Annotated in this window: 20 protein-coding genes; 16 read left to right on the top strand and 4 right to left on the bottom strand. The window is 71.3% G+C overall.

The annotated features are described in order from the left end of the window. Positions 1-289 precede the first annotated feature (289 nt). Positions 290-1,222 (bottom strand): HAD family hydrolase, encoded by a 933-nt coding sequence (locus tag ACGFZW_RS30775; protein WP_393896539.1) that lies wholly within the window; start codon positions 1,220-1,222, stop codon positions 290-292. A gap of 456 nt (positions 1,223-1,678) precedes the next feature. Between ACGFZW_RS30775 and ssd the strand changes: the two genes are divergently transcribed. The 7 genes from ssd to ACGFZW_RS30740 all read left to right on the top strand — a co-directional run bounded on the left by ssd (position 1,679) and on the right by ACGFZW_RS30740 (position 7,863). Further along, entirely contained in the window at positions 1,679-2,857 is a 1,179-nt protein-coding gene (gene ssd, locus ACGFZW_RS30770) for a septum site-determining protein Ssd (protein ID WP_393896538.1), read from the top strand. Positions 2,858-3,257: 400 nt separating this feature from the next. Then, complete coding sequence (locus ACGFZW_RS30765) at positions 3,258-4,415, top strand: TadA family conjugal transfer-associated ATPase (protein ID WP_393896537.1); 1,158 nt, start codon at positions 3,258-3,260, stop codon at positions 4,413-4,415. A gap of 353 nt (positions 4,416-4,768) precedes the next feature. Then, positions 4,769-5,605 (top strand): type II secretion system F family protein, encoded by an 837-nt coding sequence (locus ACGFZW_RS30760; protein ID WP_393896536.1) that lies wholly within the window; start codon positions 4,769-4,771, stop codon positions 5,603-5,605. 308 nt (positions 5,606-5,913) lie between these two features. Then, the gene (locus ACGFZW_RS30755) at positions 5,914-6,474 is read left to right on the top strand and encodes a type II secretion system F family protein (protein WP_393896535.1); all 561 of its coding nucleotides are present in this window, start codon (positions 5,914-5,916) and stop codon (positions 6,472-6,474) included. A 34-nt stretch (positions 6,475-6,508) separates the two neighbouring features. Next, the gene (locus ACGFZW_RS30750; RefSeq protein WP_393896534.1) at positions 6,509-6,697 is read left to right on the top strand and encodes a DUF4244 domain-containing protein; all 189 of its coding nucleotides are present in this window, start codon (positions 6,509-6,511) and stop codon (positions 6,695-6,697) included. A gap of 490 nt (positions 6,698-7,187) precedes the next feature. Beyond that, entirely contained in the window at positions 7,188-7,511 is a 324-nt protein-coding gene (locus tag ACGFZW_RS30745; protein WP_393896533.1) for a TadE family type IV pilus minor pilin, read from the top strand. A gap of 13 nt (positions 7,512-7,524) precedes the next feature. After that, the gene (locus ACGFZW_RS30740) at positions 7,525-7,863 is read left to right on the top strand and encodes an Rv3654c family TadE-like protein (protein WP_393896577.1); all 339 of its coding nucleotides are present in this window, start codon (positions 7,525-7,527) and stop codon (positions 7,861-7,863) included. Between the two features lie 226 nt (positions 7,864-8,089). On the opposite strand, the gene ACGFZW_RS30735 is transcribed toward ACGFZW_RS30740, so the two are convergent. Beyond that, positions 8,090-10,552 carry a DEAD/DEAH box helicase gene (locus ACGFZW_RS30735; RefSeq protein ID WP_393896532.1) on the bottom strand — a complete coding sequence of 821 codons (2,463 nt, stop codon included), beginning with the start codon at positions 10,550-10,552 and terminating at the stop codon, positions 8,090-8,092. 160 nt (positions 10,553-10,712) lie between these two features. On the opposite strand from ACGFZW_RS30735, the gene bldG reads away from it, so the two are divergent. From bldG to ACGFZW_RS30700, 7 genes are all read left to right on the top strand, one after another. Next, positions 10,713-11,054: an anti-sigma factor antagonist BldG gene (gene bldG / locus ACGFZW_RS30730; protein ID WP_004571875.1), complete on the top strand. Its 342-nt coding sequence runs from the start codon at positions 10,713-10,715 to the stop codon at positions 11,052-11,054. Positions 11,055-11,164: 110 nt separating this feature from the next. Continuing rightward, positions 11,165-11,611, top strand: coding sequence for an ATP-binding protein (locus ACGFZW_RS30725; protein ID WP_393896531.1), 447 nt, complete (start codon positions 11,165-11,167; stop codon positions 11,609-11,611). 809 nt (positions 11,612-12,420) lie between these two features. Beyond that, positions 12,421-14,826, top strand: a complete 2,406-nt coding sequence (locus ACGFZW_RS30720) for a sodium-translocating pyrophosphatase (protein ID WP_393896530.1) — start codon at positions 12,421-12,423, stop codon at positions 14,824-14,826. A gap of 205 nt (positions 14,827-15,031) precedes the next feature. Beyond that, positions 15,032-15,616, top strand: a complete 585-nt coding sequence (locus ACGFZW_RS30715; RefSeq protein ID WP_393896529.1) for a small secreted protein — start codon at positions 15,032-15,034, stop codon at positions 15,614-15,616. Between the two features lie 105 nt (positions 15,617-15,721). Next, the gene (locus tag ACGFZW_RS30710) at positions 15,722-17,260 is read left to right on the top strand and encodes a methyltransferase (RefSeq protein ID WP_393896528.1); all 1,539 of its coding nucleotides are present in this window, start codon (positions 15,722-15,724) and stop codon (positions 17,258-17,260) included. A gap of 66 nt (positions 17,261-17,326) precedes the next feature. After that, a complete protein-coding gene (locus tag ACGFZW_RS30705) occupies positions 17,327-17,524 on the top strand; it encodes a hypothetical protein (RefSeq protein ID WP_393896527.1) in 198 nt (65 codons plus the stop codon). Between the two features lie 170 nt (positions 17,525-17,694). Further along, the gene (locus ACGFZW_RS30700) at positions 17,695-18,099 is read left to right on the top strand and encodes a hypothetical protein (RefSeq protein WP_393896526.1); all 405 of its coding nucleotides are present in this window, start codon (positions 17,695-17,697) and stop codon (positions 18,097-18,099) included. A gap of 34 nt (positions 18,100-18,133) precedes the next feature. On the opposite strand, the gene ACGFZW_RS30695 is transcribed toward ACGFZW_RS30700, so the two are convergent. Beyond that, positions 18,134-18,601, bottom strand: a complete 468-nt coding sequence (locus tag ACGFZW_RS30695) for a DUF2752 domain-containing protein (protein WP_393896525.1) — start codon at positions 18,599-18,601, stop codon at positions 18,134-18,136. A 32-nt stretch (positions 18,602-18,633) separates the two neighbouring features. Then, positions 18,634-19,260, bottom strand: coding sequence for a hypothetical protein (locus tag ACGFZW_RS30690; protein ID WP_393896524.1), 627 nt, complete (start codon positions 19,258-19,260; stop codon positions 18,634-18,636). Positions 19,261-19,738: 478 nt separating this feature from the next. Between ACGFZW_RS30690 and topA the strand changes: the two genes are divergently transcribed. Together topA and tmk are read left to right on the top strand one after the other, a co-directional pair. After that, positions 19,739-22,585: a type I DNA topoisomerase gene (topA, locus tag ACGFZW_RS30685; protein ID WP_393896523.1), complete on the top strand. Its 2,847-nt coding sequence runs from the start codon at positions 19,739-19,741 to the stop codon at positions 22,583-22,585. 138 nt (positions 22,586-22,723) lie between these two features. Further along, positions 22,724-26,047 carry a dTMP kinase gene (tmk, locus tag ACGFZW_RS30680; protein WP_393896522.1) on the top strand — a complete coding sequence of 1,108 codons (3,324 nt, stop codon included), beginning with the start codon at positions 22,724-22,726 and terminating at the stop codon, positions 26,045-26,047. Positions 26,048-26,277 lie beyond the last annotated feature (230 nt).

Genomic DNA, 26,277 nt, shown 5'->3' with positions numbered 1-26,277 from the left:
CCCTCCGGGTGTGCAGCCCGGTCTGCATTCGAGGCCCTGAACAGGGTTGCGGCGGTACCCGTTGCTGGTGGGTACCGCCGCTGGCATGTCCGCCGGGTTACCAGTGCGTGCTCGGATTTTGCCGATCAGGTCGGAATCTTCGTCTGGTTACCTGGTGCGGCTGGCCCGTAATCGACGGGTCGGCGTCGCGTGGGTGCCCTGCATTCATGCATCGGTCCGTGGGGCCTTGATGCGTTAAAGGTAGTCCTCTCGGATGTCCTTGGTCTCGCGGGCCGTTAATTCCTTTGTACTACTGATGTGGGGGAAGTGGAACCCTGCGTCGCAGATCTTTGCCCTGAGCGTCAAATGCGGTGAATTCGGGCCAGGCTTTCCCGTGCCGTGTGCGTCGTCTGGCCGAGTACCAGACCAAGCCCGCCGTGGCAGCGGCCGCGGTCAGCGCGGCAGCGGCGAGTACCGGCCGCGAGGGCATCGACAGCGAGGGAAGGCGTTGCTTGAGCGGAACCGGGCGGGTGAAGGAGAGAACCGGCCAGCCTCGGGCGACCGCCTCGCGGCGCAGTGCCCGGTCCGGGTTGACCGCGTAGGGATGGCCGACCGACTCGAGCATCGGGACGTCCGTCGCGGAGTCGCTGTACGCGTAGCAGCGATCCAGGTCGTAGCCCTCGGATGCGGCGAGCTCACGGACGGCCTGGGCTTTGGTCGGGCCGTAGGCGTAGTACTCGACCTCCCCTGTGAAGCGGCCGTCCTCGCCGACGACCATGCGCGTGGCCACCACCCTGTCCGCGCCGAGGAGTTCGCCGATCGGCTCGACGACTTCTGCGCCGGAAGTGGAGACGATCACGACATCGCGGCCGGCGGTGTGGTGTTCCTCAATCAGGGCGGCGGCCTCGTCGTAAATGATCGGGTCGATCAGATCATGCAGGGTCTCGGCGACGATTTCCTTGACCTGCGCGACATCCCATCCACGGCAGAGGGTGGACAGATACTCGCGCATACGCTCCATCTGGCTGTGATCGGCGCCGCCCGCGAGGAACACGAACTGCGTGTATGCGGTGCGCAGAGCGGCCCGCCGATTGATCAGACCGCCTTGGTAGAACGACTTGCTGAAGGTCAGCGTGCTCGACTTTGCAATGACGGTCTTGTCCAAGTCGAAGAACGCGGCAGTACGGGGAGTCGAGTGAGGCACGGAGTGGTTTTCCACGGGGCGAGCATAGGCGCCCACCATTCGGCGTAAGGTGTGGCGCGTGGGTTTGCCTGAGAAGGCCCTCGGGTACACCATGGAAGTCACGGATCGTTCGCGACCGTGCTAACCCGGTCCGGCTCCTCCCCCCCCGAGTCGGCCGTGGGGACGACCCCCGCTCTCCCCCCCGGCGGGGGTCGTCGCATGTCCGGACGCATTTTGAGCGTTCGAGCACGGCTCCGCCTCCTCCTCTTCGCCTTGTGGCGCCGGCGTTGACGCCGACCCCCCTTCGTTACTCATCGTAGTCATTTCGCTGCTCTGCGGAAGACCTGCTGCGGCCGAAAGTACCGTTCCCACCGAATAGGTGACGGAGTTATTCACAGGCGCGGAGTTGTCCACAGATTTGGGTCAAGATCCGCGGGATTTTCCCGATCGCTGCACCGTAAAAACCCCGCGGGACTTCGCGGGGATGCGATTTGTGTAGCGATAGGGGAACAGAGCGTGTCCGGAACCTTGGCGTCCGATCAATCGGTTCGCGGCGGCGAAGAGCGGAAGGGTCCGCTCCTCATCACCGAGGACGAACAACTCCTCGACGATCTCCTGCGGCTGTGCGCGGCGGCCGGTGCGCTGCCCGAGGCGGTCCACGGCCCGCCCGAGCGGAAAGGTGACTGGGAAGAAGCACCGCTGGTCATCGTCGGCGACGACTGCGCGCCCCGACTGCGGGGCACCGGCAAGCGGCCGGGGGTACTCCTCGTCGGCCGGGACCCGGACGACTCAGCTGTCTGGCGGCTGGCCGTCGCCATCGGCGCGGAACGCGTCCTGACCCTCCCGGATGGTGAGGGCTGGCTGGTGGACCGGATCGCCGACGCGGTCGAGGACATCGGCGATCCGGCCGTGACGGTCGGAGTGATCGGCGGCCGTGGTGGGGCCGGTGCGAGTTCCCTGGCCTGTGCTCTGGCTGTCACCGCCGCTCGCTCCGGCCGGCGCACCGTGCTCGTGGACGGCGATCCGCTCGGCGGCGGGCTCGATGTCCTGCTGGGCGGCGAGAAGGAGAAGGGCCTGCGCTGGCCGGCCTTCTGCGAATCGCGTGGCCGGGTGGCCTGCGGGGCCCTGGAGGAGTCGCTCCCGCGACTGCACTCCTTGCGGGTGCTCAGTTGGGACCGCGGAGCCGAGGTCACGATTCCTCCCCCGGCCATACGGGCGGTCATGGCGGCGGCCCGCCGCCGCGGCGGAGTTGTGGTGGTGGACCTGCCCCGCCGGGTGGACGAAGCGGCGGCGGAGGCTCTCGCCCAGATCGATGTCGGGCTGCTGCTCGTCCCCATGGAGTTACGAGCCGTCGCGGCGGCCCGGCGGGTGACGGCAGGCGCGCAACGGCAGCTGAGGGACCTGCGGGTGGTGGCGTGCGGCGGCCAGGGGCTGCACATGGGTCTTGAACCGGAGGAAACCGCCCGTCTGCTGGAGCTGCCGCTCGCAGGCGAAGTGGCATGGGAGGCGGGTTTGTTGGACGGGCTGGCGCGTGGCGTGCCCCCGGGAGCGAACGTCCGCGGGCCTCTGGCGCGGTTCTGCTCGGGCTTCTGGAGCAGGGCGCTGGCCAGAGGCGATGGGCCGCAGTCGCCTTCGAAACAGGCGGCTCTGGGCGGGGCGGGGTTCGGCGACGTACGGGGAGGTGTGCCGAGGTGAGGCAAGGAAATGGGCTGGGTGTGACGCGGTGGTGGAGGGCTACGGCGGCTCTCGACGCGCCTGTTCGCGGGAGCCGGGTCGGGGCGGCGGGGGCCGGACCGCGGATCGGGAGTGTCGCCGCCGGGACGGCCTCTGTGTGTGTGGCCGGGTGTTCGGGCCGGACCTACGGCATTCGTGGTCGCGGCTTCGAGTGGAGTCCGCAGTGGTGGTGGCGGGACGGCTTTCGCTGCGTCGCCGGGTGGTGGGCCGGCACGAGGCAGGGGACGGCTGCGTGGCCGCGGACCGCAGAGCCGGGGCCAGGGGGGAGGCAGGAGCCGGAGACGGGTCGCTCGGCGCGTTGGTGGTGGCTGCTGCCGCCCGGCGGAGGGACGACCGCCGTGGCCTGGGGCGGGGGCCGGCCATGAGCCGAGAATTGCTGGACATCGTGCGCACCCGGCTGGCCGAGGCCGGGGCGGATGCCACACCCGCCCGGGTGGCGGTGGCGCTGCGGGAGGAAGGGCGGCTCCTTGGGGACGCCGAGGTCCTGAGCGTGGTGGCCGCGTTGCGATCCGAGATGGTGGGCAGCGGACCGCTGGAACCGCTGCTGGCCGCGCCGGACGTGACGGACGTACTCGTCACGGCACCGGACGAGGTGTGGGTGGACCGGGGCGGCGGCCTGGAGCGCACGGACATCCGCTTTCGCGACGCGGCGGAGGTGCGCAGGCTCGCCCAACGGCTCGCGGCGGTGGCCGGCCGGCGACTGGACGACGCCCGGCCGTGGGTGGACGCCAGACTGCCGGACGGCACGCGGTTGCACGCCGTACTCCCACCGGTCGCGGTCGCGGGCACCTGTCTGTCCCTACGGGTGCTCAGGCCACGCGCGTTCGGCCTCGCTGAACTGGTCGCGGCCGGCACGGTACCGCCCGGCGGGGAACGGCTGCTCACAGCGATCCTGGGGGCCAGGCTGTCGTTCCTGATCAGCGGGGGCACGGGCTCGGGAAAGACCACGCTGCTGAGCACCCTGCTGGGGCTGGTGAGTCCGGCCGAACGGATCGTGCTGGCGGAGGACTCGGCGGAATTGCGGCCGGACCATCCCCACGTCGTACGGCTGGAGACACGGCCGGCGAATCAGGAGGGCGCCGGCCGCGTGACACTACGGGACCTCGTCCGGCAGGCGCTGCGCATGCGACCGGACAGGCTGGTGGTGGGCGAGGTACGCGGCGCCGAGGTCACCGACCTCCTCGCGGCACTCAACACGGGCCACGAGGGCGGCTGCGGCACCGTGCACGCCAACGCCGCCTGTGATGTCCCCGCCCGCCTGGAGGCGCTCGGCTCGACCGCGGGGCTGGATCGCGCCGCACTTCACAGTCAGCTCGCGGCCGCCCTCTCGGTCGTACTCCACCTCGTACGCGACCGGCACGGCCGGCGGCGCATCGCCCAGGTGCATGTCCTGGAGCGGGATCGGGACGGCTTCGTGGTGACCGTGCCCGCGGCGGAATGGGCCTCGGACGGCTTCCAAGAGGCCTGCGGATGGGGGCGGTTGATGCGGCTGTGCGAGAGGGGCGGCGGCGAGCTCTGAGCCTGCGGTGGACGGGTCTCTCGCTGCTGGACCGGGGGCGTGGGCGCCAGGCGCGGCGAGGGGCGAGTGGCGAGGAATGTCGAGTGAGGGTGAAGGGGGTGAGGTGCGTGGCATTCGGATCTGTGGCGTCGAGCATGGGGCTCTCGGTGTCGTCAGGGGTGGTAGTCATCTGTGGGGGAGCCGCGGGCTGGTTGGCCTGTGGTGGCCGGGACGACACGCGACGGCGGGCTCGGGTCCTGTTCGCCGGCTACTTGCACGGGGTGACGGGCGAGGCGGGTGGCGCAAGAGATGCGGTGCCCGGGGTGTGGGAGACAGACGGGGGGCGGGTCTGGGGGGTCGCGTCGGGTGATGCGGTGCGGAGGTGGCTTGCGGGGCGCCTGGTGGAGGGGGCGGGCTCGGCGCGGCGGCTACGACTGGTGCGGCGGGTGACCGTGGGCGGGGAGGCGTGGTGCCTTCCGGCGGGACTCGGCCTCGGGGTGCTTGGCAGGTCGGCACTGCCCGCCGTGGCCTCGGTGGTGGCGGCGTTGCTCGTCCGCCGCTGGTTGACCGCTCGGGACGGGGAGCGTGCAAGAGACCGTCGGGCGACCGAGGTGATCAGCCTGTGCGCGACGGTGGCCGGCGAGCTGCGGGCGGGGCGCCAGCCGGCTCAGGCCCTCCTGGCGGTGCGGACTCCCTCCCTGCGCGCAGCAGGCTCGTCTGTTCTGGCGGCGGCGCGTTACGGCGGTGATGTTGCGCAGGCGTTGCGAGACGCTGCGCGGCTGCCGGGAGCAGATGGGCTGACGGGCGTTGCGGCGTGTTGGCGGGTCGCGGTGGAGGGCGGCGCCGGACTGGCTGCAGGACTGGAACGCATCGCGGACGGGCTCCGGTCGCAGCGCGATCAACGCGAGGAGCTACGAGCTCAGTTGGCGGGCCCGCGGGCGACGGCCTTGATGCTCGCGCTGTTGCCGGTCTGTGGGCTCCTGATGGGCACCGCACTCGGCGCGGACCCGTTGCGGGTGCTGCTGCACACGCCGGTCGGCTGGGGCTGCCTGGTGATCGGCGGACTCCTGGAGTGGGGCGGCGTGGCATGGACGGCACGCATCGTCGCCGATGCGATGCCACCGATACCGCGTGCCGCCGAGACGCGCATGGACACCGACGCCGGTAGCGATCGGCTGCGGGGAGAGGCGAAGGCGAGGTGGAGGCCGTGAGTGAAGTTGTCCACAGGCTGGGGATGGTGATTGCGGCCATCGGAGGCGTGCTGTGCGCGATTGCCGTGGCACGTGGAGTGTGGTCGCGCCGGGCCCTGCGCAAGAGGGCGTCGGTTGTCTTGTGTGGGAGCCGGAGTCGGTGCGACGACGGCCGGAACGGCGGCACCCGGAGGCTGTGGCACCGGATCGCACGAGCCGCATATCGGGATGCGGAGCGACCGGACGCGGAACGTAGTGGAGCTGGGGGCATCGGTCGTCGGGGCCGGGGACTGCAGGAGTGGGTGGGGCCGCTGGGAGCGTGCGGGTTCGTGGTCATTCTGGTGGATGGGGCGCCCGGTTTGTTGATGGGCCTCGCCGTCGGCTTTGGGGCTCACGCCTGGATCGTGCGTCAACGAGTCGGAGACAGTGCCCGGTTGGCGAAAGCCCGCGTGGAAGCGGATCTGGCGCCGGTCGGAGATCTCCTGGCCGCATGTCTCGCCGCGGGCGCAGGGCCGCGGGAGTCAGCCGAGGCGGTGGGGCGCTCGCTCGACGGGCCGGTTGCCGCGCGGCTGCGCCATGTGGCGGCGGAGCTGAGGTTGGGCGGCGAACCGGCCACCGTGTGGGGACGGTTGGCAGATCTCCCTGGGGCGGAGGCTTTGGCGCGCTCCATGGAGCGCGCCGGGATATCCGGGGTGCCGGCCGTCGAGGCGGTGTCGCGTATTGCCGCGGAGCTCCGTGCGGAGCGGGGCAGGGCGGCGGCACAGCGAGCGCGGCGGGCCGGTGTGCTGGTCACTTTGCCGCTCTCGGCGTGTTTCCTCCCGGCGTTTCTGACGCTCGGGGTGGCACCGGTGCTCATCGGCCTTGCCGGCGGGCTCTTGGGGCGTAACTGATCTGTTGGTGAAGCTGGGTTCAAGGGGGTTGGCGATGTTTCGACGATGGCGAGCGGAGTTGCGTGCGGCAGGGAAGGACCGGGGGATGGCCACTGCGGAGTACGCCGTGGGGACCCTCGCGGCATGCGCGTTCGCGGCGGTGCTCTACAAGGTCGTGACGAGCGAAGCGGTGCAAGGGATGCTGCGATCTGTGATCCAGAGGGCAGTCGATGTCCAGTTCTGACGGCACGGCGTCTGACGGCAGGGCGGCGGCTGGATCGCACCAGTCGCGCGGCGAGAGCGGGCAAGGCGAGGGGGAGTGCGGTGCTGTAGGGCCTGCGTGGATGGTTGGGCTGCCTGCGCGGCTCATGGCACATGTGCTGCCAGGGGCACGTGGGGCTTTCGTTGACGGTGGATCCCGGCCCCCGGACGTCGGCCGGGCAGGCGACACCAGTGCCGGGGCCGGAGCTGGGGCCAGAGCCTCGGACGACGGGGGCACGGCCGATGCAGATGATGCCTCCGTACGACGCGCGGCTTTGGTCAGCAGAGCAGTGGCGCCCCGAGGGATGCGGAGAGCTGCTTCCACGGGCGGGAGTTGGAGACAGCTGGTCGGCGTATGGCGACGTAGGGCCAGGCGCGCGGGGATCCGGGCGGACGGCGCCACGGCTTGGAGGGAGAGGCCCGCGCGAAGCGTCGGCGGTGTCGTCGGGCGAGCGCGTCGTGACGCCGGATTCGTGACGGCGGAGACGGCCCTGGTGATGCCGGTGCTGGTGGCTGTGGCGGGGGCTCTCATCTGGGGCCTGATGGCCGTCTGCGCTCGCATCGAGTGTGTCGACGCGGCACGGGCCGGGGCGAGAGCGGCTGCGCGTTCCGAGGCGCGGGTGGCCGTGCTCAAGGCGGCACGCGACGCGGCCCCACGGGGAGCAAGGATCGGCTTGGCGCGGGAGGGCGACCTGGTGCGCGTACGGGTCGTGGCGGACTTGCCGGGGATGGGACGTCTCGCGGTGAAGGTGCAGGGGGAGGCGGTGGCTCTTGCAGAGGAGACGGTGGGGCGATGAAGGCTCGGCGACCGTGTGGACGGTCTTCGCCGCGGCGGCGCTGTGTGCTGTCTTCACGGCGCTGATCGGGCTGGGACAGGCCGTCACGGCACGGCACCGGGCCGGCGGCGCGGCGGACCTGGCGGCGTTGGCGGCAGCGGGGCGTGCCGTGGAGGGGCGGGCGGTGGCCTGCGCGGCGGCTCGTCGGGTGGCGGCGGCCCAGCACACTCGCCTCGTTCGCTGCTCCGTGGTCGCCGCGACCGCCGACGTATCGGCCGAGGCGGGCAGCTCCCCGTTCACGTCCCGGGTTCGGGCCCGAGCGGGGCCGCCTCTCGCTCCGTCGCCCCGCCCCGGGGCAGAGGGGCTCCCCTGAGGAGGCGGGCCGGCGTCCTGGTGAGGCGGTGGCCCGGCCCGGCCCGGTCCGGGCCCATCGGGTGGGCCGTAGGCGTGTACGGCGCCCCGGACGCCTTCGAGTCGCCGCGTCGAGGGCGCAGGCACGCTACGGGACCGCCATGACGCAGCTGGTCCGCCCGAGCCCACCCAGCCGGCCCCAGTCCGTCCCACAGGCCTCAGCCCGCCCAGACCGCCTCCACCGCCCCCTACGCCCGCGGCTCCTCGGGCCCCTCCCCTGCCCCCGCATCCCCAGGCTGGTTCGGCTCCGTCGGCTCCTTCCGCTCCTCCGCGTCGTCCTGCTCCTCTGGCGCCTCCGCCGGCGCCCCTCGGAGCAGTTCGCCCAGGAGGCGGATCGCCCCTCGCTTGTGGAGGGGGTCGTTGCCGTTACCGCACTTGGGGGACTGGATGCAGGAGGGGCACCCGGCTTCGCATTCACAGGAGGCGATGGCCTGGCGGGTGGCGGTCAGCCAGTCGGCGGCCGTGTGGAAGGCGCGTTCGGCGAAGCCGGCGCCGCCCGGGTGGCCGTCGTAGACGAAGACGGTCGGAAGGAGAGTGTCCGGGTGCAGAGGGATGGAGACGCCGCCGATGTCCCAGCGATCACAGGTGGCGAAGAGGGGCAGCATGCCGATGGAGGCGTGCTCGGCGGCATGCAGGGCGCCGCCCAGTTGCTCGGGGTTGACCCGGGCTGCATCGAGCTGATCCTCGGTGACCGTCCACCACACCGCCCTGGTGCGCAGCGTGCGCGGGGGCAGGTCCAGCTTGGTCTCGCCCAGGACCTCGCCGGTGATCAGTTTGCGGCGAAGGAAGGAGACGACCTGGTTGGTGACTTCGACGGAGCCGAAGCACAGCCGGGCGTCACCCCAGGGGATCTCGGTGTCGGTTTCGAGGATGGAGATGGCGGTGGTGTCGCGGGCGGTCGTCGAGTAAGGGGGATTGGCCTCCTCGACGAGGGCGACGTCGTCCTCCAGGTCGAGGTGTTTGACGACGTACGTACGGCCCTGGTGGAGGTGGACGGCGCCGTCGTGGACGGTGGTGTGCGCCGCGCCGGCGTCCACGGTGCCCAGCAGCCGCCCCGTACCGGCCTCGACGATCTGCACCGGCGAACCGCCCTGGCCGCGGATGTCGGCGAGGTCGGCGGCCCGCTCGCGGCGGGTCCAGTGCCAGGCCGTGGCGCGCCGGCGCAGCAGGCCGGCGGCCTGCAACTGCGGCATCAGACCGGCTGCCGCGGGCCCGAAGAGCGGGAAGTCGGCTTCGGTGAGCGGGATTTCCGCTGCGGCGGCGCACAGGTGGGGCGCGAGCACATAGGGGTTGTCCGGGTCCAGGACGGTGGATTCGACGGGCTGGTCGAAGAGCGCCTCGGGGTGGTGAACGAGAAAGGTGTCCAGCGGATCGTCACGGGCCACCAGGATGGCGAGAGCTCCCTGCCCGGAGCGGCCCGCCCGTCCGGCCTGCTGCCACAGCGAGGCGCGGGTTCCGGGGTAGCCGGCGATGACCACGGCGTCGAGGCCGGAGACGTCCACGCCCAGTTCGAGTGCGGTGGTGGCGGCCAGGCCGAGGAGATCGCCGTTGTGCAGCGCGCGTTCGAGGGCGCGTCGCTCCTCGGGCAGGTAGCCGCCGCGGTAGGCGGCGACCCGGGCCGGCAGCGAGCGGTCCACTTCCCCGAGCCGTTCCTGGGCGATCAGGGCGATCAGTTCCGCACCGCGCCGGGAGCGTACGAAGGCGACGGTGCGCACGCCCTGGACGGCGAGGTCGGTGAGCAGGTCCGCGGTCTCCGCGGTGGCGGTACGTCGGACGGGCGCGCCCTGTTCGCCGTGCAGTTCGGTCAGCGGAGGCTCCCACAGCGCGAAGACAAGCTCGCCGCGTGGCGAAGTGTCCTCCGTGATCTCCACCACGGGCAGGCCGGTGAGCCGGGTGGCCGCCTCGGCCGGTTTCGCGGCGGTGGCGGAGGCGAGCAGGAAGACCGGGTCGGAGCCGTAGCGGGCACAGATTCGGCGGAGGCGGCGGATGATCTGCGCGACGTGGGAGCCGAAGACGCCGCGGTAGGAATGGCATTCGTCGATGACGACGTAGCGCAGCGCCCGCAGGAAGGACGACCAGCGGTGGTGGGCCGGAAGGATGCCGCGGTGCAGCATGTCGGGGTTGGTCAGCACGTAGTTGCCGTACTGGCGGACCCATTCGCGTTCCTCGACGGGAGTGTCGCCGTCGTAGACCGCGGGCCGGATGGCGGAGCCGAGCGGGGCTGCGATCTCCCGGACGGCGCGCCGCTGGTCGGCGGCCAGCGCCTTGGTGGGGGCGAGGTACAGGGCGGTGGCGCCGCGCCCGTTCGGCGCCTCGGAGCCGTCCAGAAGCGTCGAGAGGACCGGCGCGAGATAGGCGAGGGACTTGCCCGATGCGGTGCCGGTGGCGACGACGACCGACTCGCCGCGCAGCGCGTGTTCGGATGTCCGTGCCTGGTGAGCCCAGGGACGCTCGATTCCGGCCGAATGAATGGCGGCGATCACTTCCGGCCGGATCTGTTCGGGCCAGTCGGCATGGCTGCCGATGCGCGGGGGCAAGTGCTCCGTATGAGTGATGCGTTCAGCGCGGGTCGCTCCCCGGGCGAGACGGTCGAGAATCATGCCCGGGGTGGGTCTCGTGCCCGCGTCCGGCGGGCGTTGATTGGAGGCCATCGGCACCGAGTGTGTCACCGGAGTGACGGACAATGCTCACAAGGCGTCGTGCGCGCCTGCTGGTAAGTGATTGAATGCCATCGCGGCTGCCGATCCGCCCCCACCATGGTGGGGAGGCCCCAGGGGGGCGACCGCTCGATAGCAAGGTGCTGGAGGATCCGTGGACCTGTCCCTGTCGACCCGGACCGTTGGCGACCGTACGGTCGTCGAGGTCGGTGGCGAGATTGATGTATACACCGCGCCCAAGCTGCGTGAGCAGCTGGTCGAGCTTGTGAACGACGGAAGCTACCACCTCGTGGTGGACATGGAACGTGTCGACTTCCTCGACTCCACTGGGCTCGGCGTTCTGGTCGGTGGGCTGAAGCGTGTGCGTGCCCATGAGGGCTCGCTGCGCCTGGTCTGCAACCAGGAGCGCATTCTCAAGATCTTCCGTATTACCGGTCTGACCAAGGTGTTCCCGATTCACACCTCGGTCGACGAAGCCGTCGCAGCCACTGACTGACGACTTCGCGGTACCCCGCGCCACTCGGCGCGGGGATGGAAGTAGTGGGGGGTTCCGGACGTAGCGGTCCGGCCCCCTGCGTTGCACGCCCGCATATCGAGGGGGATGGCATGGCCACCGTCGAACTACGCTTCAGCGCCCTTCCCGAGCACGTCCGGACCGCTCGTCTGGTCGCGGCTGCCGTGGCGAGGCGTGCCGGTGTGGACGAGGCCGTGCTCGACGAGGTGCGCCTCGCCGTCGGTGAGGCGTGCAGCCGGGCTGTGGGGCTGCACTCCAGCAACGACATCGGCGATCCCGTGTGGGTCTTGCTGATCGAGGACGAGAAGAAGTTCTCGATCGAGGTGGGCGACGGCGTGCCCGGCGGTTCCGGCGCGGCCGGAGCGGGCGGGGACGGCGCCGACTACGACGGCTCCGGCGAGAGCGATGCCGAAGGCGAGGACGAGATGGGCCTCGCGGTCATCAGCGGCCTGGTCGACGACGTCGAGGTGACCTCCGGCGAAAGCGGCGGAGTGATCCGGATGAGCTGGCCCACGGCCGCGGCACCCGCACTGCCCTAGCACCAGCGAGCGCTGCTCCCTCCGGTCAGGCCGCCACGCCCGAGAGCGGCTCCCCTGGCCGGCTACTGCCGCGCGCCCGCGAGCATGCCTCCCAGCGAAGGCTCCACGCCCGGGAGACGCCCGCTGCGATGCCCCGTCTCGGCCGCGCCCCGTTTCGTAGACGCGGTACGCCGCGGCCGGTGGTCCCCGCACGTACGGCTGCGCCTCGTAGACCAGCCGCAAGCCCCCTGGTCGCCTCAGCGCATCCGGCACGCCCCGCTGGCACACTCGTCGACTCACGACCCGGCGACCGCCGTGCCGCGCCCTCCCTGAGCCATGCCGCCCAGGACCGGGCGCAGCGTGTGTCCCACGCGTCCCACGCCCCGCCTACCGGACCGGCATCGTGCCCCCGCCACCGGCGCTCCGGGGGAAGGCCGCGTGTTCCGATCAGGACTCGATCTGACGTCTGCTCAACACCGCCCGGGAGCCGCGCTCGACGAGCCCGTCACCCGTTCGGCGGTAGTGGACCGGACCGGTTCCCCAGGACACCGCGCCGGGCACCGGAGGGTCCGGTTCCCCCTGCGACGGCTTTGAGCAGCGACGATCAGTAGGACATCGAGATCATCAGCCCGTGGTCAGCGAATTTGCTGCTTTCCGTCGTCCGGGCGAATTCTGCGGGCGTCATCCTTTTGATCTTCCCGGCTGCGGCCGAATTCCCTTTGACGCGTACTGTTTTGATCTCGTGCGGCTCCCTACAATCCGTCCACATCTTGCTCAGGACGCCTGAGCGTGCTTCCGCGCGCCCATGTGCCAAACGTCAAGGAGGACGAATGGCGGGGCCTTATACCCCTCAGTTGCTGGACACCCCCTCTCTTCTGGCCGAACCGTCGCTGACGTCGGGCAACCGCACGCTGGTCGTGGTGATCGCCGTCGTCGCCCTGGCGGCACTGGCCGTCGCGGCGGTGCTGGTGCGCCAAGTCCTCGCTTACGGCGAGGGAACCGACAGTATGAAGAAGATCGCGGCGGCGGTGCAGGAAGGCGCGAACGCCTACCTGGCACGGCAGTTGCGGACTCTCGGCGTATTCGCCGTCGTGGTGTTCTTCCTGCTCATGCTGCTGCCCGCGGACGATTGGACGCAGCGCGCGGGTCGCAGTGTCTTTTTCTTGATCGGCGCCGCATTCTCGGCGGCCACCGGCTATATCGGCATGTGGCTCGCCGTGCGCAGCAATGTGCGCGTGGCGGCGGCTGCCCGGGAAGCCACGCCGGCCGAGGGCGATACCGGGAAAAGGGATCTCACCGCCGTCTCGCACACGGCGATGAAGATCGCATTTCGTACTGGCGGCGTCGTCGGCATGTTCACGGTGGGGCTCGGCCTGCTGGGCGCCTCCTGTGTGGTGCTCGTCTACGCGGTCGACGCGCCCAAGGTCCTGGAGGGCTTCGGTCTCGGCGCCGCGCTGATCGCGATGTTCATGAGGGTCGGCGGCGGCATCTTCACCAAGGCCGCGGATGTCGGCGCCGACCTCGTCGGCAAGGTCGAACAGGGCATCCCCGAGGACGACCCGCGCAACGCCGCGACCATCGCGGACAACGTGGGCGACAACGTCGGCGACTGCGCCGGTATGGCCGCCGACCTCTTCGAGTCGTACGCGGTGACGCTGGTCGCCGCGCTCATCTTGGGCACCGCGGCCTTCGGAGACGCCGGTCTGGCCTTCCCGCTGCTGGTTCCGGCGATCGGTGTGCTCACCGCGATGGTCGGCATCTTCGTCGTGGCGCCCCGGCGCTCCGACCGCAGCGGAATGACCGCCATCAACCGAGGATTCTTCATCTCGGCGGGCATCTCGCTGGTCCTGGTGGCCATCGCGGTGTACGTCTACCTGCCGTCCAGGTACGCGGACCTGTCCGGCGTCACCGACACGACGATCTTGGACCACAGCGGGGACCCGCGGATCCTCGCCGTGGTGGCGGTCGCCATCGGCATCGTGCTCGCCGCGCTGATCCAGCAGCTGACGGGCTACTTCACCGAGACCAACCGGCGGCCCGTGCAGGACATCGGGAAGACCTCGCTGACCGGTCCGGCCACCGTCATCCTCTCCGGAATCTCGATCGGTCTGGAGTCGGCGGTCTACTCGGGTGTGCTGATCGCCCTCGGCGTCTACGGGGCGTTCCTGCTCGGCGGCACCTCCATCATGCTGGCGCTGTTCGCGGTGGCACTGGCCGGCACCGGTCTGCTCACCACGGTCGGCGTGATCGTGGCGATGGACACCTTCGGTCCGGTCTCCGACAACGCCCAGGGCATCGCCGAGATGTCCGGCGATGTCACCGGCGACGGCGCCCAGGTCCTCACCGACCTGGACGCGGTCGGCAACACCACCAAGGCCATCACCAAGGGCATCGCCATCGCCACTGCGGTGCTGGCGGCGGCCGCGCTGTTCGGCTCCTACCGGGACGCGATCGCCACGGCCGTGCAGGAAGTGGGCGACGCCGCGACCGGGCTGGGTCTGAGCCTGGACATCTCGCAGCCCAACAACCTCGTCGGGCTGGTCCTCGGCGCCTCGGTCGTCTTCCTCTTCTCGGGGCTGGCGATCAACGCGGTGTCGCGGTCGGCGGGCGCGGTGGTCTTCGAGGTGCGCCGGCAGTTCCGGGAGCACCCCGGAATCATGGACTACTCCGAGCAGCCGGAGTACGGCCGCGTCGTCGACATCTGCACCAAGGACGCGCTGCGCGAGCTCGCGACCCCGGGGCTGCTCGCGGTGCTCACCCCCATCGCGGTCGGCTTCTCGCTCGGTGTCGGGGCGCTCGGCTCGTTCCTCGCCGGCGCGATCGGCACCGGCACCCTGATGGCGGTCTTCCTCGCCAACTCCGGTGGCGCGTGGGACAACGCCAAGAAGCTGGTCGAGGACGGCCACCACGGCGGCAAGGGCAGCGAGGCGCACGCCGCGACGGTCATCGGCGACACGGTGGGCGACCCGTTCAAGGACACCGCGGGCCCCGCGATCAACCCGCTGCTGAAGGTGATGAACCTGGTGGCGCTTCTGATCGCCCCCGCGGTCGTCAAGTTCAGCTACGGCGAGGACAAGAACGTCGGCGTACGGATCGTGGTCTCGCTGCTCGCGATCGGAGTCATCGTCGGTGCGGTCTACGTCTCCAAGCGGCGTGGAATCGCCATGGGTGACGAAGGCAACTCCGGTGCCTCCGACAAGGCGGCGAAGTCGGCGGAGACGGCCGTGGCGTCCTAGCCCGAGAACGCTCACGAACCGCTCAACGGGCGGGTGGACGGCGCATTTTGCGGGCGCCGGTCACCCGCCCTCGTCGTGCTCGGGTGGCCCTGTACTCCTTGGTGCAAATGGCTGCAATGAGGGGTGGGCGGGCTGCCCGACCCATGGCCCAGGCCCTTTCGGCGTGTATGTTCCGGGGCCGAGAGCCATGGAAGGGACCAATCCGGTGAACAAGAAGCTTGTGGCTGCACTGTCCGGCGGTGCGGCACTGGTGCTCGCGCTGACCGGCTGCAGCGACGACAGCAACAAGAAGCTCGACGACTGGGCCAAGTCGTTCTGCGACCCTGCGCAGGCCCAGTTCAAGCAGATCCAGGACGCCAACGCCGCCATGCAGACGGCCGATGACGGCAACACGGACTCCAAGAAGGTCCAGCAGACGGACTCGGCGGCCTTCCAGAAGATCTCCGATGCCTACGCCTCGCTGGCCAAGTCCCTCGAAAAGGCGGGACCCCCGCCCAGCGACGGCGGCGAACAGGCCCAGAAGAACGCGGTCAACGAACTCAACTCTCTCTCCAAGGGATACGCGGACCTCAAGAAGCAGGTCGATGCCCTGAACACCTCGGACAAGCTCAAGTTCGCGGACGGCCTGCGGAGCCTCTCCAACGGCATCAACAAGCTCAACCAGCAGAGCGAGGAAGCCTTCAAGAACCTCGAATCCGGCGACGTCGGCAAGGCGATGGCCAATCAGGAGGGCTGCCAGAGCCAGGCGGCCACCGGCAACCCGTCCGCCTCGCCGTCCAAGAAGTCGTAGCGGAAGGGGCAGTAACCGGCTGACGCACGGCCCGGCCGCCACGCCCGAGAGGGCCGTGGCGCCGGGCCGTCGCGGATTGTCAGCGGTTGGGCTGACAATGGGGGTGTGAGTACGCACCTCCCCACCGCTGATGCCCAGGACCCCGAGAGCAGCGCCCGCACCGCCCGGCTGCGCGAGGCGCTGCTGGCCGCCGCCTTCACGGCCGACGGTCTGCTCGACCTGCTCGGCGCGCCCGCCTACGCCGCGCTGGCCCGCAGCGAGACCGTCCCCGCGCTGCGCCGGACTCGCGGCGACGGGCCGTTGGAGACCCTGGTGCGGCTGTTTCTGTTGCAGCGTCCGGTGGAGCTGCGGCGCGCACGGGCCGCGCTGCCCGTGGACGACTGCCTCGCCGACGGATGGCTGGTGCAGGACGGCGACGAGGTACGCGCCGCCGTGGACGTCCGCCCCTACGGCGGCCCCGAGGGCCAGGATTGGTGGATCGTCTCCGACCTCGGCTGTGCGGTCGGCGGCGCGGGCGGCATCCAGGGCGCCGGCGGAGTGGACCGCTCGCAGCTGGTGCTCGGGGTGGGCGGCGCGTCGACGACCCTCGCCGGCATCACGGTGCGCAAGCCCGTAGCCAAGGCGCTCGACCTCGGCACGGGCTCCGGTATCCAGGCGCTGCACGCCGCTCAGCACGCCACGAGTGTCGCCGCCACCGACCTCAACCCCCGTGCCCTGCGCATCGCCGCGCTGACACTGGCCCTCTCCGGGGCGCAGCCGGCCGACCTGCGGGAGGGCTCGCTGTTCGAGCCGGTCGACGGCGAGACGTACGACCTGATCGTGTCCAACCCGCCCTTCGTCATCTCGCCGGGCGCCCGTCTGACCTACCGGGACGGCGGGATGGGCGGCGACGACCTCTGCCGCACGCTCGTCCAGCAGTCCGCGGCGTATCTGAACGACGGCGGATACTGCCAGTTGCTCGCCAACTGGCAGCACGTGGAGGGCGAGGACTGGCGCGACCGGCTGCGGTCGTGGGTGCCGAACGGGTGCGACGCGTGGATCGTGCAGCGCGAGGTGCAGGACGTCACCCAGTACGCCGAGCTCTGGCTGCGGGACGGCGGTGATCACCGCGCCGCCGACGACGCCTACGCCGCGCGGTACGGCGCCTGGCTCGACGAATTCGAGGCGCGCAAGACCAAGGCGGTCGGCTTCGGCTGGATCACGCTGCGCAAGTCCGGCTCGGACACCCCGTCGGTCACGGTCGAGGAATGGCCGCATCCGGTCGAACAGCCACTGGGGGAGCGTGTCGTGGGGCACTTCGACCGCCAGGACTATCTGCGGTCGACGGATGACGCGGCGCTGCTGGCCGGGCACTTCCGGCTCGCCGGCGAAGTGGTCCAGGAGCAGGTCGGGCTGCCCGGGGCGGAGGACCCCGAGCATGTGGTGCTGCGTCAGAACCGCGGTATGCGGCGGGCCACCAAGGTCGACACCGTCGGCGCGGGCTTTGCCGGTGTGTGTGACGGCTCGCTGCCCGCCGGCCGGATCCTGGACGCCATCGCGCAACTCGTCGGCGAGGACCCGGTTCTCCTGCGGGACCGCACGCCGGAGGCGATCCGGATGCTCGTCGAGCAGGGATTCCTGGAGCCGGTGGACCAGGCGGGCTGAGGGCCGTACGGGGGACGTTCACCCGGCGTTCGCCCGGCCGCCGTCCCAGGGTGTCACGCTGCCCGCATGGAGAGTGGACCCGAGGTCTTCGCCGGTTCGGCCTTCGCCCTGTTCGGCGCGGCACTGCTGCTGTGGACGGGCGTCAGCGCACGCATCGGCTCGCCGGTCGCCGACGGCGTCAGCCGCCCGGTGGGCGCCGTGGCCGCGGTGCTCTTCGGGGCGCTGTTCACGGCCACGGGCTGCTGGCTGCTGCTGTCGCTGTAGGGGCTGGGTGACGGCTGGGCGGCGCGCCCTGAGGGCGCAGGCGTGGCGGTTCAATTCCGGCCAGTTCTCACCCGAGTGGCCTGTGCGCGGGGGTAGGAAGGAACCTTCGTGTGGCATCAGCCGTGTTTCTCACTGAAGGTCACATCATGTCCATCAGTGAGGATCTCCGCATGAACCGTGCACTGCGCTACGTCGCCGTCGGCGCGATCGCTCTCTCCCTGCTCGCGGGAGGGTCGGCCGCCGCCTTCGCCGCACCCGCCGACCTCCACTCGCCGAAGCCGATCGCCGCCACCGCTCCCGCCGCCGCGTCCCTGACGGCCAAGGCGAGCGCGACCACGGTCAACGCCTGGCAGGAGTTCCGGATCTCCGGCATCGCCAAGGGCATCGCCGCCGGCACCAAGGTCGGGGTACAGCAGAAGCAGGGCACCAAATGGGTCGCCCTGCCGGCGCAGACCCCGGTCAACGCCACCGGCGGGTACGCGGTGCGGGTGAAGCTCGGCCTCAAGGGCGTCAACCAGCTGCGCATCGTCGGCGGCAGTGCCGTCTCACCGGTGGTCACGGTCACCGTCCGCTGACGACCGGCCGGGGGCGGCGGCTCCCGGCCGGTCGTCAGCCGACGAGGTTGCGGGCGACCATCCACACCGCGGCGACGCCCAGCACGGCGGCGTTGCCGCGGGCGGTCAGCCGTGGCCGGAACCGCCTCCCGCGGAGCCCGGCGCCGAGCCATCGCGCGAGGAGATAGCCGACGGCCGGCACACCCAGGACGAGCAGCACGGCGTTGTCGTGGAAGGCCGCCAGGACATCGCCGTGCATCAGGTCGTACGCCATCCGGGTGCCGCCGCACGCCGGGCAGAGCAGGCCGGTGGCCCATTTGAACGGGCAGGGGAGCAGCAGTTGTCCGGGCTGGTGCGGATTGGTGTGCCAGAGGTAGACGGCACCCAGCGCGCCGACGCCGAGGGCGGCCGACGCCTGGCGGATGGTGCGCGTCCGGATCGACCGGGCGGTGGGGCCCGCCGGGTCGGCGGGCCCCACCGTGCCCGGGGCGTCGCCGGGCCGCCCCGGCTCGCCGGGGTCCATGGAGCCTCCGGGGCTCATGGGCTCGCTGGGACTCACACGCTCAACGACCTGGCGTAGTTGACCTGATTGAGCACGAACATGACCTGCTCACGCGACTGCACGGGAATCATCGTGGAGTGGTGGCGGCCACCGCTGTTCACCGTCACCTGCACGAACCCGGTCGTGACGCGCTCCTTCATCAGAAGGAAGAGCAGACCCAGCAGACAGAAGAGGAAGAAGACGATGGCGAGCACGACCGCGTGCGCCGGGATCTTCTCCTCGGTCCGCGACATGTCGGTCGCCGTCCAGATGGCGCCCCTGAGCGGCATCGGACCGGCCGGGGTCATGATCGTGTCGCCCGTCACGGCGATGTCGCCGAGGGAGAGCGACATACCCGTGGCGGCCCCTGCGGGCTGCTGGCCTGGGAAGCCCCCCATGCCCTGCTGCGCCCCGGCGTTCGGCGGGAAGTCGGGCGCGGGCGGCTGCTGCGCCGCGCCGCCGGGGTAGCCGTAGCCGGGTTGGGGCTGCGGGGCGGCCTGCGGGTAGCCGTATCCGGGCTCTCCGGGTACGCCGCCCTGCGGGTAGCCGTAACCGGCGTCGGCGGGCTGACCACCCGGCGGCTTGGCGTACGGATTCTGGTCGGGCTGTTCCTGCGGCGGGCCGGGGTACTGGTTCGCCATGTGTGATCTGACCCCCGAGAGTGCGTGATGACGGCAGTCCTCGGCTCCAGAGATGAGCCGTGCCGCGACCATCCTGCCAGCCGCCTTCCGGGCCGTACCAAGGGATCGGCAGGATCCGGGGCAGCGTTGTGACAGTCGGTGCCTCCCCGGTGACCCCCGTGCCGTGGGCCCTGCGGGGTGGGAACCGTCACTGTGAGAGATCACCGACAGGCCGGGGGAGGGGGTGCATGCGGGCGGACGGGCGGCCGCCGGTCCGGCGGCGGAAGATCGCCGAGGCCCTGCGGCGAGCGCTCAGCGCGGTCCGGGCGGCATGAAGGCATGTAGTCGGGTTACCGTTCGAGTGGCGTTGCGGGGTTTTTCCGTTTGACACGGGGGCGGGAGGTACCGTCACACTCCGCAGCGTCAAGCGTCACCGCAGTGCGCCCCGGGCGTCCGGCCCGGGGGTTCCCACAAGCGTCGACCGGAGAGAAGAGCGAAGTTGTCCCCGACCAGCGAGACCGCAAGCGGCGGCCGCCGCCGACTCGTCATCGTCGAGTCGCCTGCCAAGGCGAAGACGATCAAGGGCTATCTCGGCCCGGGCTACGTGGTCGAGGCCAGCGTCGGGCACATCCGCGACCTTCCCAACGGCGCGGCAGAGGTCCCGGCGAAGTACAAGGGTGAGCCGTGGGCCCGCCTCGGTGTGAACGTCGATGCCGAGTTCCAGCCGATCTATGTCGTCAACAGCGACAAGAAGGACCAGGTCAAGAAGCTCAAGGAGCTGCTGGCCGAGTCCGACGAACTCTTCCTCGCAACAGATGAGGACCGCGAGGGCGAGGCCATCGCCTGGCACCTCCAGGAGATCCTCAAGCCCAAGGTCCCGGTCCACCGGATGGTCTTTCACGAGATCACCAAGGACGCGATCCGCGAGGCCGTCGAAAATCCGCGTGAGCTGAACCAGAAGCTGGTCGACGCCCAGGAGACCCGCCGCATCCTCGACCGTCTCTACGGCTACGAGGTTTCGCCGGTCCTGTGGAAGAAGGTCATGCCGCGGCTGTCGGCCGGCCGGGTGCAGTCCGTGGCGACCCGCCTCGTCGTCGAGCGGGAGCGCGAGCGCATCGCCTTCCGCTCCGCCGAGTACTGGGACCTCACCGGCACCTTCGCGACGGGCCGTGCGGGCGACACCACCGACCCGTCCACGCTCAACGCCCGGCTGACCACCGTCGACGGCCGTCGTATCGCGCAGGGACGCGACTTCGGCTCCAACGGCCAGCTCAAGAACGACGTGCTCCATCTGGACGAGGCGAACGCCCGCGCGCTCGCCGCCGCCCTGGAGAACACCGACTTCGCGGTGCGTTCGGTCGAGTCCAAGCCCTACCGCCGCTCGCCGTACGCACCGTTCCGTACGACGACGCTCCAGCAGGAGGCCAGCCGCAAGCTGGGCTTCGGCGCGAAGTCCACGATGCAGGTGGCGCAGAAGCTGTACGAGAACGGCTTCATCACCTATATGCGTACGGACTCCACCACGCTCTCGGACACCGCGGTCGCCGCGGCCCGGGCGCAGGTCACGCAGCTCTACGGCAGCGACTATCTGCCGGAGAAGCCGCGTACGTACGCCGGCAAGGTGAAGAACGCGCAGGAGGCGCACGAGGCGATCCGCCCCTCGGGCGACCGCTTCCGCACCCCGGCCGAGACCGGTCTGAGCGGCGACCAGTTCCGTCTGTACGAGCTGATCTGGAAGCGGACCGTCGCCTCCCAGATGAAGGACGCGACCGGCAACTCCGTCACCGTCAAGATCGGTGGCCGGGCAGCCGACGGACGGGACGCCGAGTTCAGCGCGTCCGGCAAGACCATCACCTTCCACGGCTTCATGAAGGCCTACGTGGAAGGCGCCGACGACCCGAACGCCGAGCTGGACGACCGCGAGCGAAGGCTGCCGCAGGTCACCGAGGGTGACGCGCTCTCCGCGCAGGAGATCACCGCCGACGGGCACGCCACCAAGCCCCCGGCCCGGTACACCGAGGCCACGCTCGTCAAGGAGCTGGAAGAGCGCGAGATCGGCCGCCCTTCGACGTACGCGTCGATCATCGGCACGATCCTGGACCGCGGCTATGTCTTCAAGAAGGGCACCGCGCTCGTTCCGTCGTTCCTGTCGTTCGCCGTGGTCAACCTGCTGGAGAAGCACTTCGGCCGGCTCGTCGACTACGACTTCACCGCCAAGATGGAGGACGACCTCGACCGCATCGCGCGGGGCGAGGCGCAGTCCGTGCCGTGGCTGCGGCGCTTCTACTTCGGCGCGGGCGGCGAAGGTGACACCGTCGCGGCCGGTGCCGCGGACGCCGGCAACGGCGACGGCGATCACCTCGGCGGACTGAAGGAGCTGGTCACGGACCTCGGGGCGATCGACGCCCGGGAGATCTCCTCCTTCGCCGTCAGCGACGACATCAAGCTGCGCGTCGGCCGCTACGGCCCGTACGTCGAGCGCGGTGAGAAGGACGCCGAGGGCCATCAGCGCGCCGACGTCCCCGACGACCTCGCGCCGGACGAGCTGACCGCGGAGTACGCGGAGGAGCTGCTGGCGAAGCCGAGCGGCGACTTCGAGCTGGGCATGGACCCGGAGAGCGGCCACCAGATCGTGGCGAAGGACGGCCGTTACGGCCCCTACGTCACCGAGATCCTGCCCGAGGGCACCCCGAAGACCGGGAAGAACGCGGTCAAGCCGCGTACCGCCTCGCTCTTCAAGTCGATGTCCCTGGACACCGTCACCCTGGCCGACGCGCTCAAGCTGATGTCGCTGCCGCGGGTCGTGGGCAAGGACGCCGAGGGCGTGGAGATCACCGCGCAGAACGGCCGCTACGGCCCGTACCTCAAGAAGGGCACCGACTCGCGCTCCCTGGAGAGCGAGGAGCAGCTCTTCTCGATCACCGTCGACGAGGCGCTGGCGATCTACGCGCAGCCCAAGCAGCGCGGGCGGGCCGCCGCCAAGCCGCCGCTCAAGGAGCTGGGCACCGACCCGGTCAGCGAGAAGCCGGTGGTGGTCAAGGACGGCCGCTTCGGTGCGTACGTCACCGACGGCGAGACCAATGCCACGCTGCGGCGGGACGACGACGTCGAGACGATCACCGCCGAGCGGGGCTACGAACTGCTGGCGGAGAAGCGGGCCAAGGGGCCGGCGAAGAAGACCGCCAAGAAGGCGCCGGCCAAGAAGACCGCGGCGAAGAAGACCGCCGCCAAGAAGACGACCGCGAAGAAGACCGCGGCCAAGAAGACGACTGCCAAGAAGACGACCGCCAAGAAGGCCACGGCCAAGACGGCGGCGGCGAAGAAGACGGCGGCCGCCGAGGACTGAGTCGGGCCGCGACCGTCGGCCTCGTCGGCGGCAGCGGTGCGGGACAAGGGCGGGCAAGGCGGACAGTGTTCCGTCGGGCCCGCCCGTTTGTTCGGGTGGGGCCCCCGGGGGTGCGTGCGCTCCGGATAGGCTGGCCAGATGACGCGTGCCGAGCAGCCAACGGTCGTGACCCCCACTTCTGGCGCCCTAGCCGCGGATTCCCGCGAGCGCGCCGTGCGAGCCCTGCTCCGCTTCCCCCCACTGAAGCGGCTGTGGAGCGCCCAGTTTGTCGGGGGCATCGGCGATGCCCTGTCCATGCTTGTCCTGGTACTGCTCGCCCTTCAGGCGGCGCTGTACCAACCGCTGGGAGCCGAGGCGGCCTTCGGCGGTGGCTATCGGGGCGCAGCCCTCGCGGTCACCGTGGTCTTCGCGGCCCGGATGCTGGCGACGCTCCTCTTCGGAGCCGTCCTCCTGGGCCCGCTGTCCTCGCTCACTGCGCCCTCCGGGCCGCTGGACCGGCGCTGGACAATGATCGCCGCGGACGGTGTCCGGCTGGCGCTCCTGGTCATCGCGCCCCTGTGGATCGACTGGACCCCGGGCGACGCGCTGGCCATGCTGCTGGTCACGGTCTTCGTGGTCGGCGTCGCCGAACGCTTCTGGACGGTCGCACACGAGAGCGCGGCGCCCGGACTGCTGCCCACGCCGCCCCCCGAGGGCTCGGCCGTGCGACCGCTGCCGGACAACATGGACGCGCTGCGCCGACTCTCCCTGCGCACCCTCTTCGTGTCCCTGCCCATCGCGGCCGCCGCGCTGGTCGTCGTCACGCTGATCGGGAAGCTCCTGGGGCTGGGCATCGACTGGTTCGACGCCCACCAGGCCGCACTCGGGTCGTACGTCTCGGCCGGCCTGTTCGCCGCCTCCGTGTCGATCCTCTACTTCATCGAACTCCCCGGTGTGCAGACGCCGCGCCCGCGCTCCCCGCTGGAGGGACTGCGCCGGCCGAAGACCGACAAGGCCGTCGAAAAGGGCCGCACGGGCGCGATCCCGCTGCTGGTCCTCGCCTGCGCCGCGGTGGCCGCCGCGATCGCCGCGGCCGTCTCGCTCGCCGTTCTGCATGCCTACGACCTGACCGGCGGCCCGGTCACCTTCGCGCTGCTGGTACTCGCGCTGACCGGCGGAACGGTCGCCGGAATCCGTGGCGCCCACAAGGTCCTGCCCGCGCTCTCCCGGCGCCGGCTGCTGGCCCTGGCGGTCGCCGTCACCGGCCTCGCGCTGCTGGCCATGGGGCTGGTCCCGGACCGCACGACGGTGCTGCTGCTCGCGCTGCTGGCCGGAGTCGGCGCGGGGATCGCGGCCAACACCGGCCACGTCCTGCTGGAGCAGGAGGTCGAGGAAGCCCGCGGCGCCCGCATCACCGCCCATCTGCACGCGGTCGTGCGGCTCGCCGTCGCACTGGCCGGTATCGCCGCGCCGCTGCTCGCCGCCGTCATCGGCCCGCACCGCATCGGCAGCGAGACCTACGGCTTCGTGCACGGCGGTGCCGCTTTCGCCCTGATGCTGGTCGGCGCGCTGCTGCTGCCGGTCGCCGCCTGGGTGCTGGGCAAGGCCGACGACCGGCAGGGCGTGACGCTGCGGCGTGATCTGCGCGAGGCGCTGCGCGGTGGCGACCCGAACCAGGCGCCCGCCGCCACCGGCTTCTTCATCGCCCTGGAGGGCGGCGACGGTGCCGGGAAGTCCACCCAGGTCGAAGCCCTCGCGGACTGGATCCGCAACAAGGGCCACGAGGTCGTGGTGACCCGTGAGCCGGGCGCCACCGCCATCGGCAAGCGACTGCGCTCGATCATTCTGGACGTCTCGACGTCCGGTCTCTCGGACCGGGCGGAGGCGCTGATGTTCGCCGCCGACCGTGCCGAGCACGTCAACAGCGTCATCCGGCCCGCCCTGGAGCGCGGCGCGATCGTCATCACCGACCGCTACATCGACTCCTCCGTCGCCTACCAGGGCGCCGGGCGCAACCTCGCGCCCACGGAGATCGCCCGGATCTCGCGCTGGGCCACCGACGGCCTCGTCCCGCATCTGACGGTGCTGCTGGACGTCTCGCCGGAGACCGCACGTGAACGCTTCACCGAGGCGCCGGACCGGATGGAGTCCGAGCCCGCCGAGTTCCACGAGCGGGTACGGTCCGGCTTCCTGACCCTGGCCGCCGCCGACCCCGCGCGCTATCTGGTCGTGGACGCCGGGCAGGAGCCCGAGTCCGTCACGACCGCCGTACGACACCGCCTCGACCAGATGCTGCCGCTGTCCGACGCCGAACTCACGGCGCAGACGGAGGCGCGTAAGGCCGCCGAGGAGGAAGCCCGCCGCAGGGCCGAGGAAGAGGCCGCGCGCAAGGCGGAGGAAGAGCGTCAGGAGCGCGAGCGTCAGGAGCAGCTCGCCAGGCTGCGGGCCGAGGAAGAGGAGCGCCGGCGCCGCGAGCTGGAGGAGGCCAAGGCACGGGAGGCCGCCCGCCAGGCGGAGGAGGCCCGGCTGCGCGCCGAGGAGGCCCGGCAGGCCGCGGAGGCGGAGCGCCAGCGGCGCGAGGCCGAGGAGCGGGCCCGCGAGGCCGAACAGGCGCGGCTGCGGAAGCAGGCCGAGGAGGAGGCGCGCCTGCGCCGCGAGGCCGAGGAGCGCCGCTTGGAGAAGCAGCGCAAGGCGGAAGCGGCGCTGCTGCGTGCCGAACAGGCCCGGGTGGCCGCAGCCGAGGCCGCGGCCGCGGCGGAGGCCAAGGCTGCCGCCGAAGCCGCTGCCGCCGCCGAGGCGGCCGATGCGCCCACCACGGAGACGCCGCTCCCGGATCTGCACAAGCGGACCGACCGCACGGACGACAGCGGCGAGGGGCCCTCGGGCGGAACGCCCACCGGCTTCGCCGCGGACTCCGGCTCCGACAGTGAGCGGACGGAGTCGCTGCACCGCCCCGAGGCGCCCGGGACGACGGATGACACCACGGTGCTGCCGCCGGTCCGCGACGCCCGAGGCGGCCCGGCCGCCGACGAGACCGCCGTGCTGCCGCAGCCCGGGTCGGCTCCCGACGCCGAAGAGACCAGCGTGCTGCCGCCCGTGCGGGGCGAGGAGCACGGCTACGGACGGGGCCACGCGCGGGACGCACACCAGGAGCCGCGCCACGCCGACCCGGCGGAGCGGGTGCCGTCCTGGATGTTCCGGACGGACGACACCCACGACGCAGCCGGGCGGCAGCAGCCCGGCGCCGCGGAGTCGGGTGCGGAGCGGACCCGCGAACTCCCGCAGATCGACCCGGCCACGGGCCGCCCCGTGGAGCAGCAGCCGCAGCGTGGCCGCCGCCGCCCCGACTGGGCGGAGGAGACCCCGTTGGACGACCTGCCCACGCTCGCCGACGAACTCCTCGGCCCGCGGGGCGAGGAGGACGCGGACGGCGGTGCGGGCGGCGACGACCCGCGGCGCGGTCGCGGCGGGCGGCGCGGCTAGCGCACGCCCCGTATCACCACCGGCCGTGGCCGCAGCGCGCATGCTGCGGCCACGGCCTTTCGGGTTGTCGGCACGGCACGGCGGGGGCCGCGGACCGGCGCCCGGGATTCGTTTGTCAGCGGGTTGCACCAGAATGGGTCGCACGCGGAGCACCGCGAGGCGTACGGGCAGGCCGGCGGGTATGGCAGGCCGTCGTGCGCGGCGGCGTGACACGGCGCACGACGTACAGC

The sequence above is a fragment of the Streptomyces sp. NPDC048248 genome, assembly GCF_043201875.1.
Lineage (GTDB): Bacteria > Actinomycetota > Actinomycetes > Streptomycetales > Streptomycetaceae > Streptomyces.
The sequence above is the reverse complement of the archived record's forward strand: the minus strand, read 5'-3'. Positions and strand labels throughout refer to the sequence as shown.

Bases quoted from the DNA above. Each gene is read 5' to 3' on its own strand.
- tmk (WP_393896522.1), top strand. From the start codon at position 22,724: ATGACGCGTGCCGAGCAGCCAACGGTCGTGACCCCCACTTCTGGCGCC.
- ACGFZW_RS30720 (WP_393896530.1), top strand. From the start codon at position 12,421: ATGGCGGGGCCTTATACCCCTCAGTTGCTGGACACCCCCTCTCTTCTG.
- ACGFZW_RS30735 (WP_393896532.1), bottom strand. From the start codon at position 10,552: ATGGCCTCCAATCAACGCCCGCCGGACGCGGGCACGAGACCCACCCCG.
- ACGFZW_RS30750 (WP_393896534.1), top strand. From the start codon at position 6,509: ATGTTTCGACGATGGCGAGCGGAGTTGCGTGCGGCAGGGAAGGACCGG.
- ACGFZW_RS30700 (WP_393896526.1), top strand. From the start codon at position 17,695: ATGAACCGTGCACTGCGCTACGTCGCCGTCGGCGCGATCGCTCTCTCC.
- ACGFZW_RS30695 (WP_393896525.1), bottom strand. From the start codon at position 18,601: ATGGACCCCGGCGAGCCGGGGCGGCCCGGCGACGCCCCGGGCACGGTG.
- ACGFZW_RS30725 (WP_393896531.1), top strand. From the start codon at position 11,165: ATGGCCACCGTCGAACTACGCTTCAGCGCCCTTCCCGAGCACGTCCGG.
- ACGFZW_RS30690 (WP_393896524.1), bottom strand. From the start codon at position 19,260: ATGGCGAACCAGTACCCCGGCCCGCCGCAGGAACAGCCCGACCAGAAT.
- ACGFZW_RS30705 (WP_393896527.1), top strand. From the start codon at position 17,327: ATGGAGAGTGGACCCGAGGTCTTCGCCGGTTCGGCCTTCGCCCTGTTC.
- ACGFZW_RS30765 (WP_393896537.1), top strand. From the start codon at position 3,258: ATGAGCCGAGAATTGCTGGACATCGTGCGCACCCGGCTGGCCGAGGCC.
- ACGFZW_RS30775 (WP_393896539.1), bottom strand. From the start codon at position 1,222: ATGGTGGGCGCCTATGCTCGCCCCGTGGAAAACCACTCCGTGCCTCAC.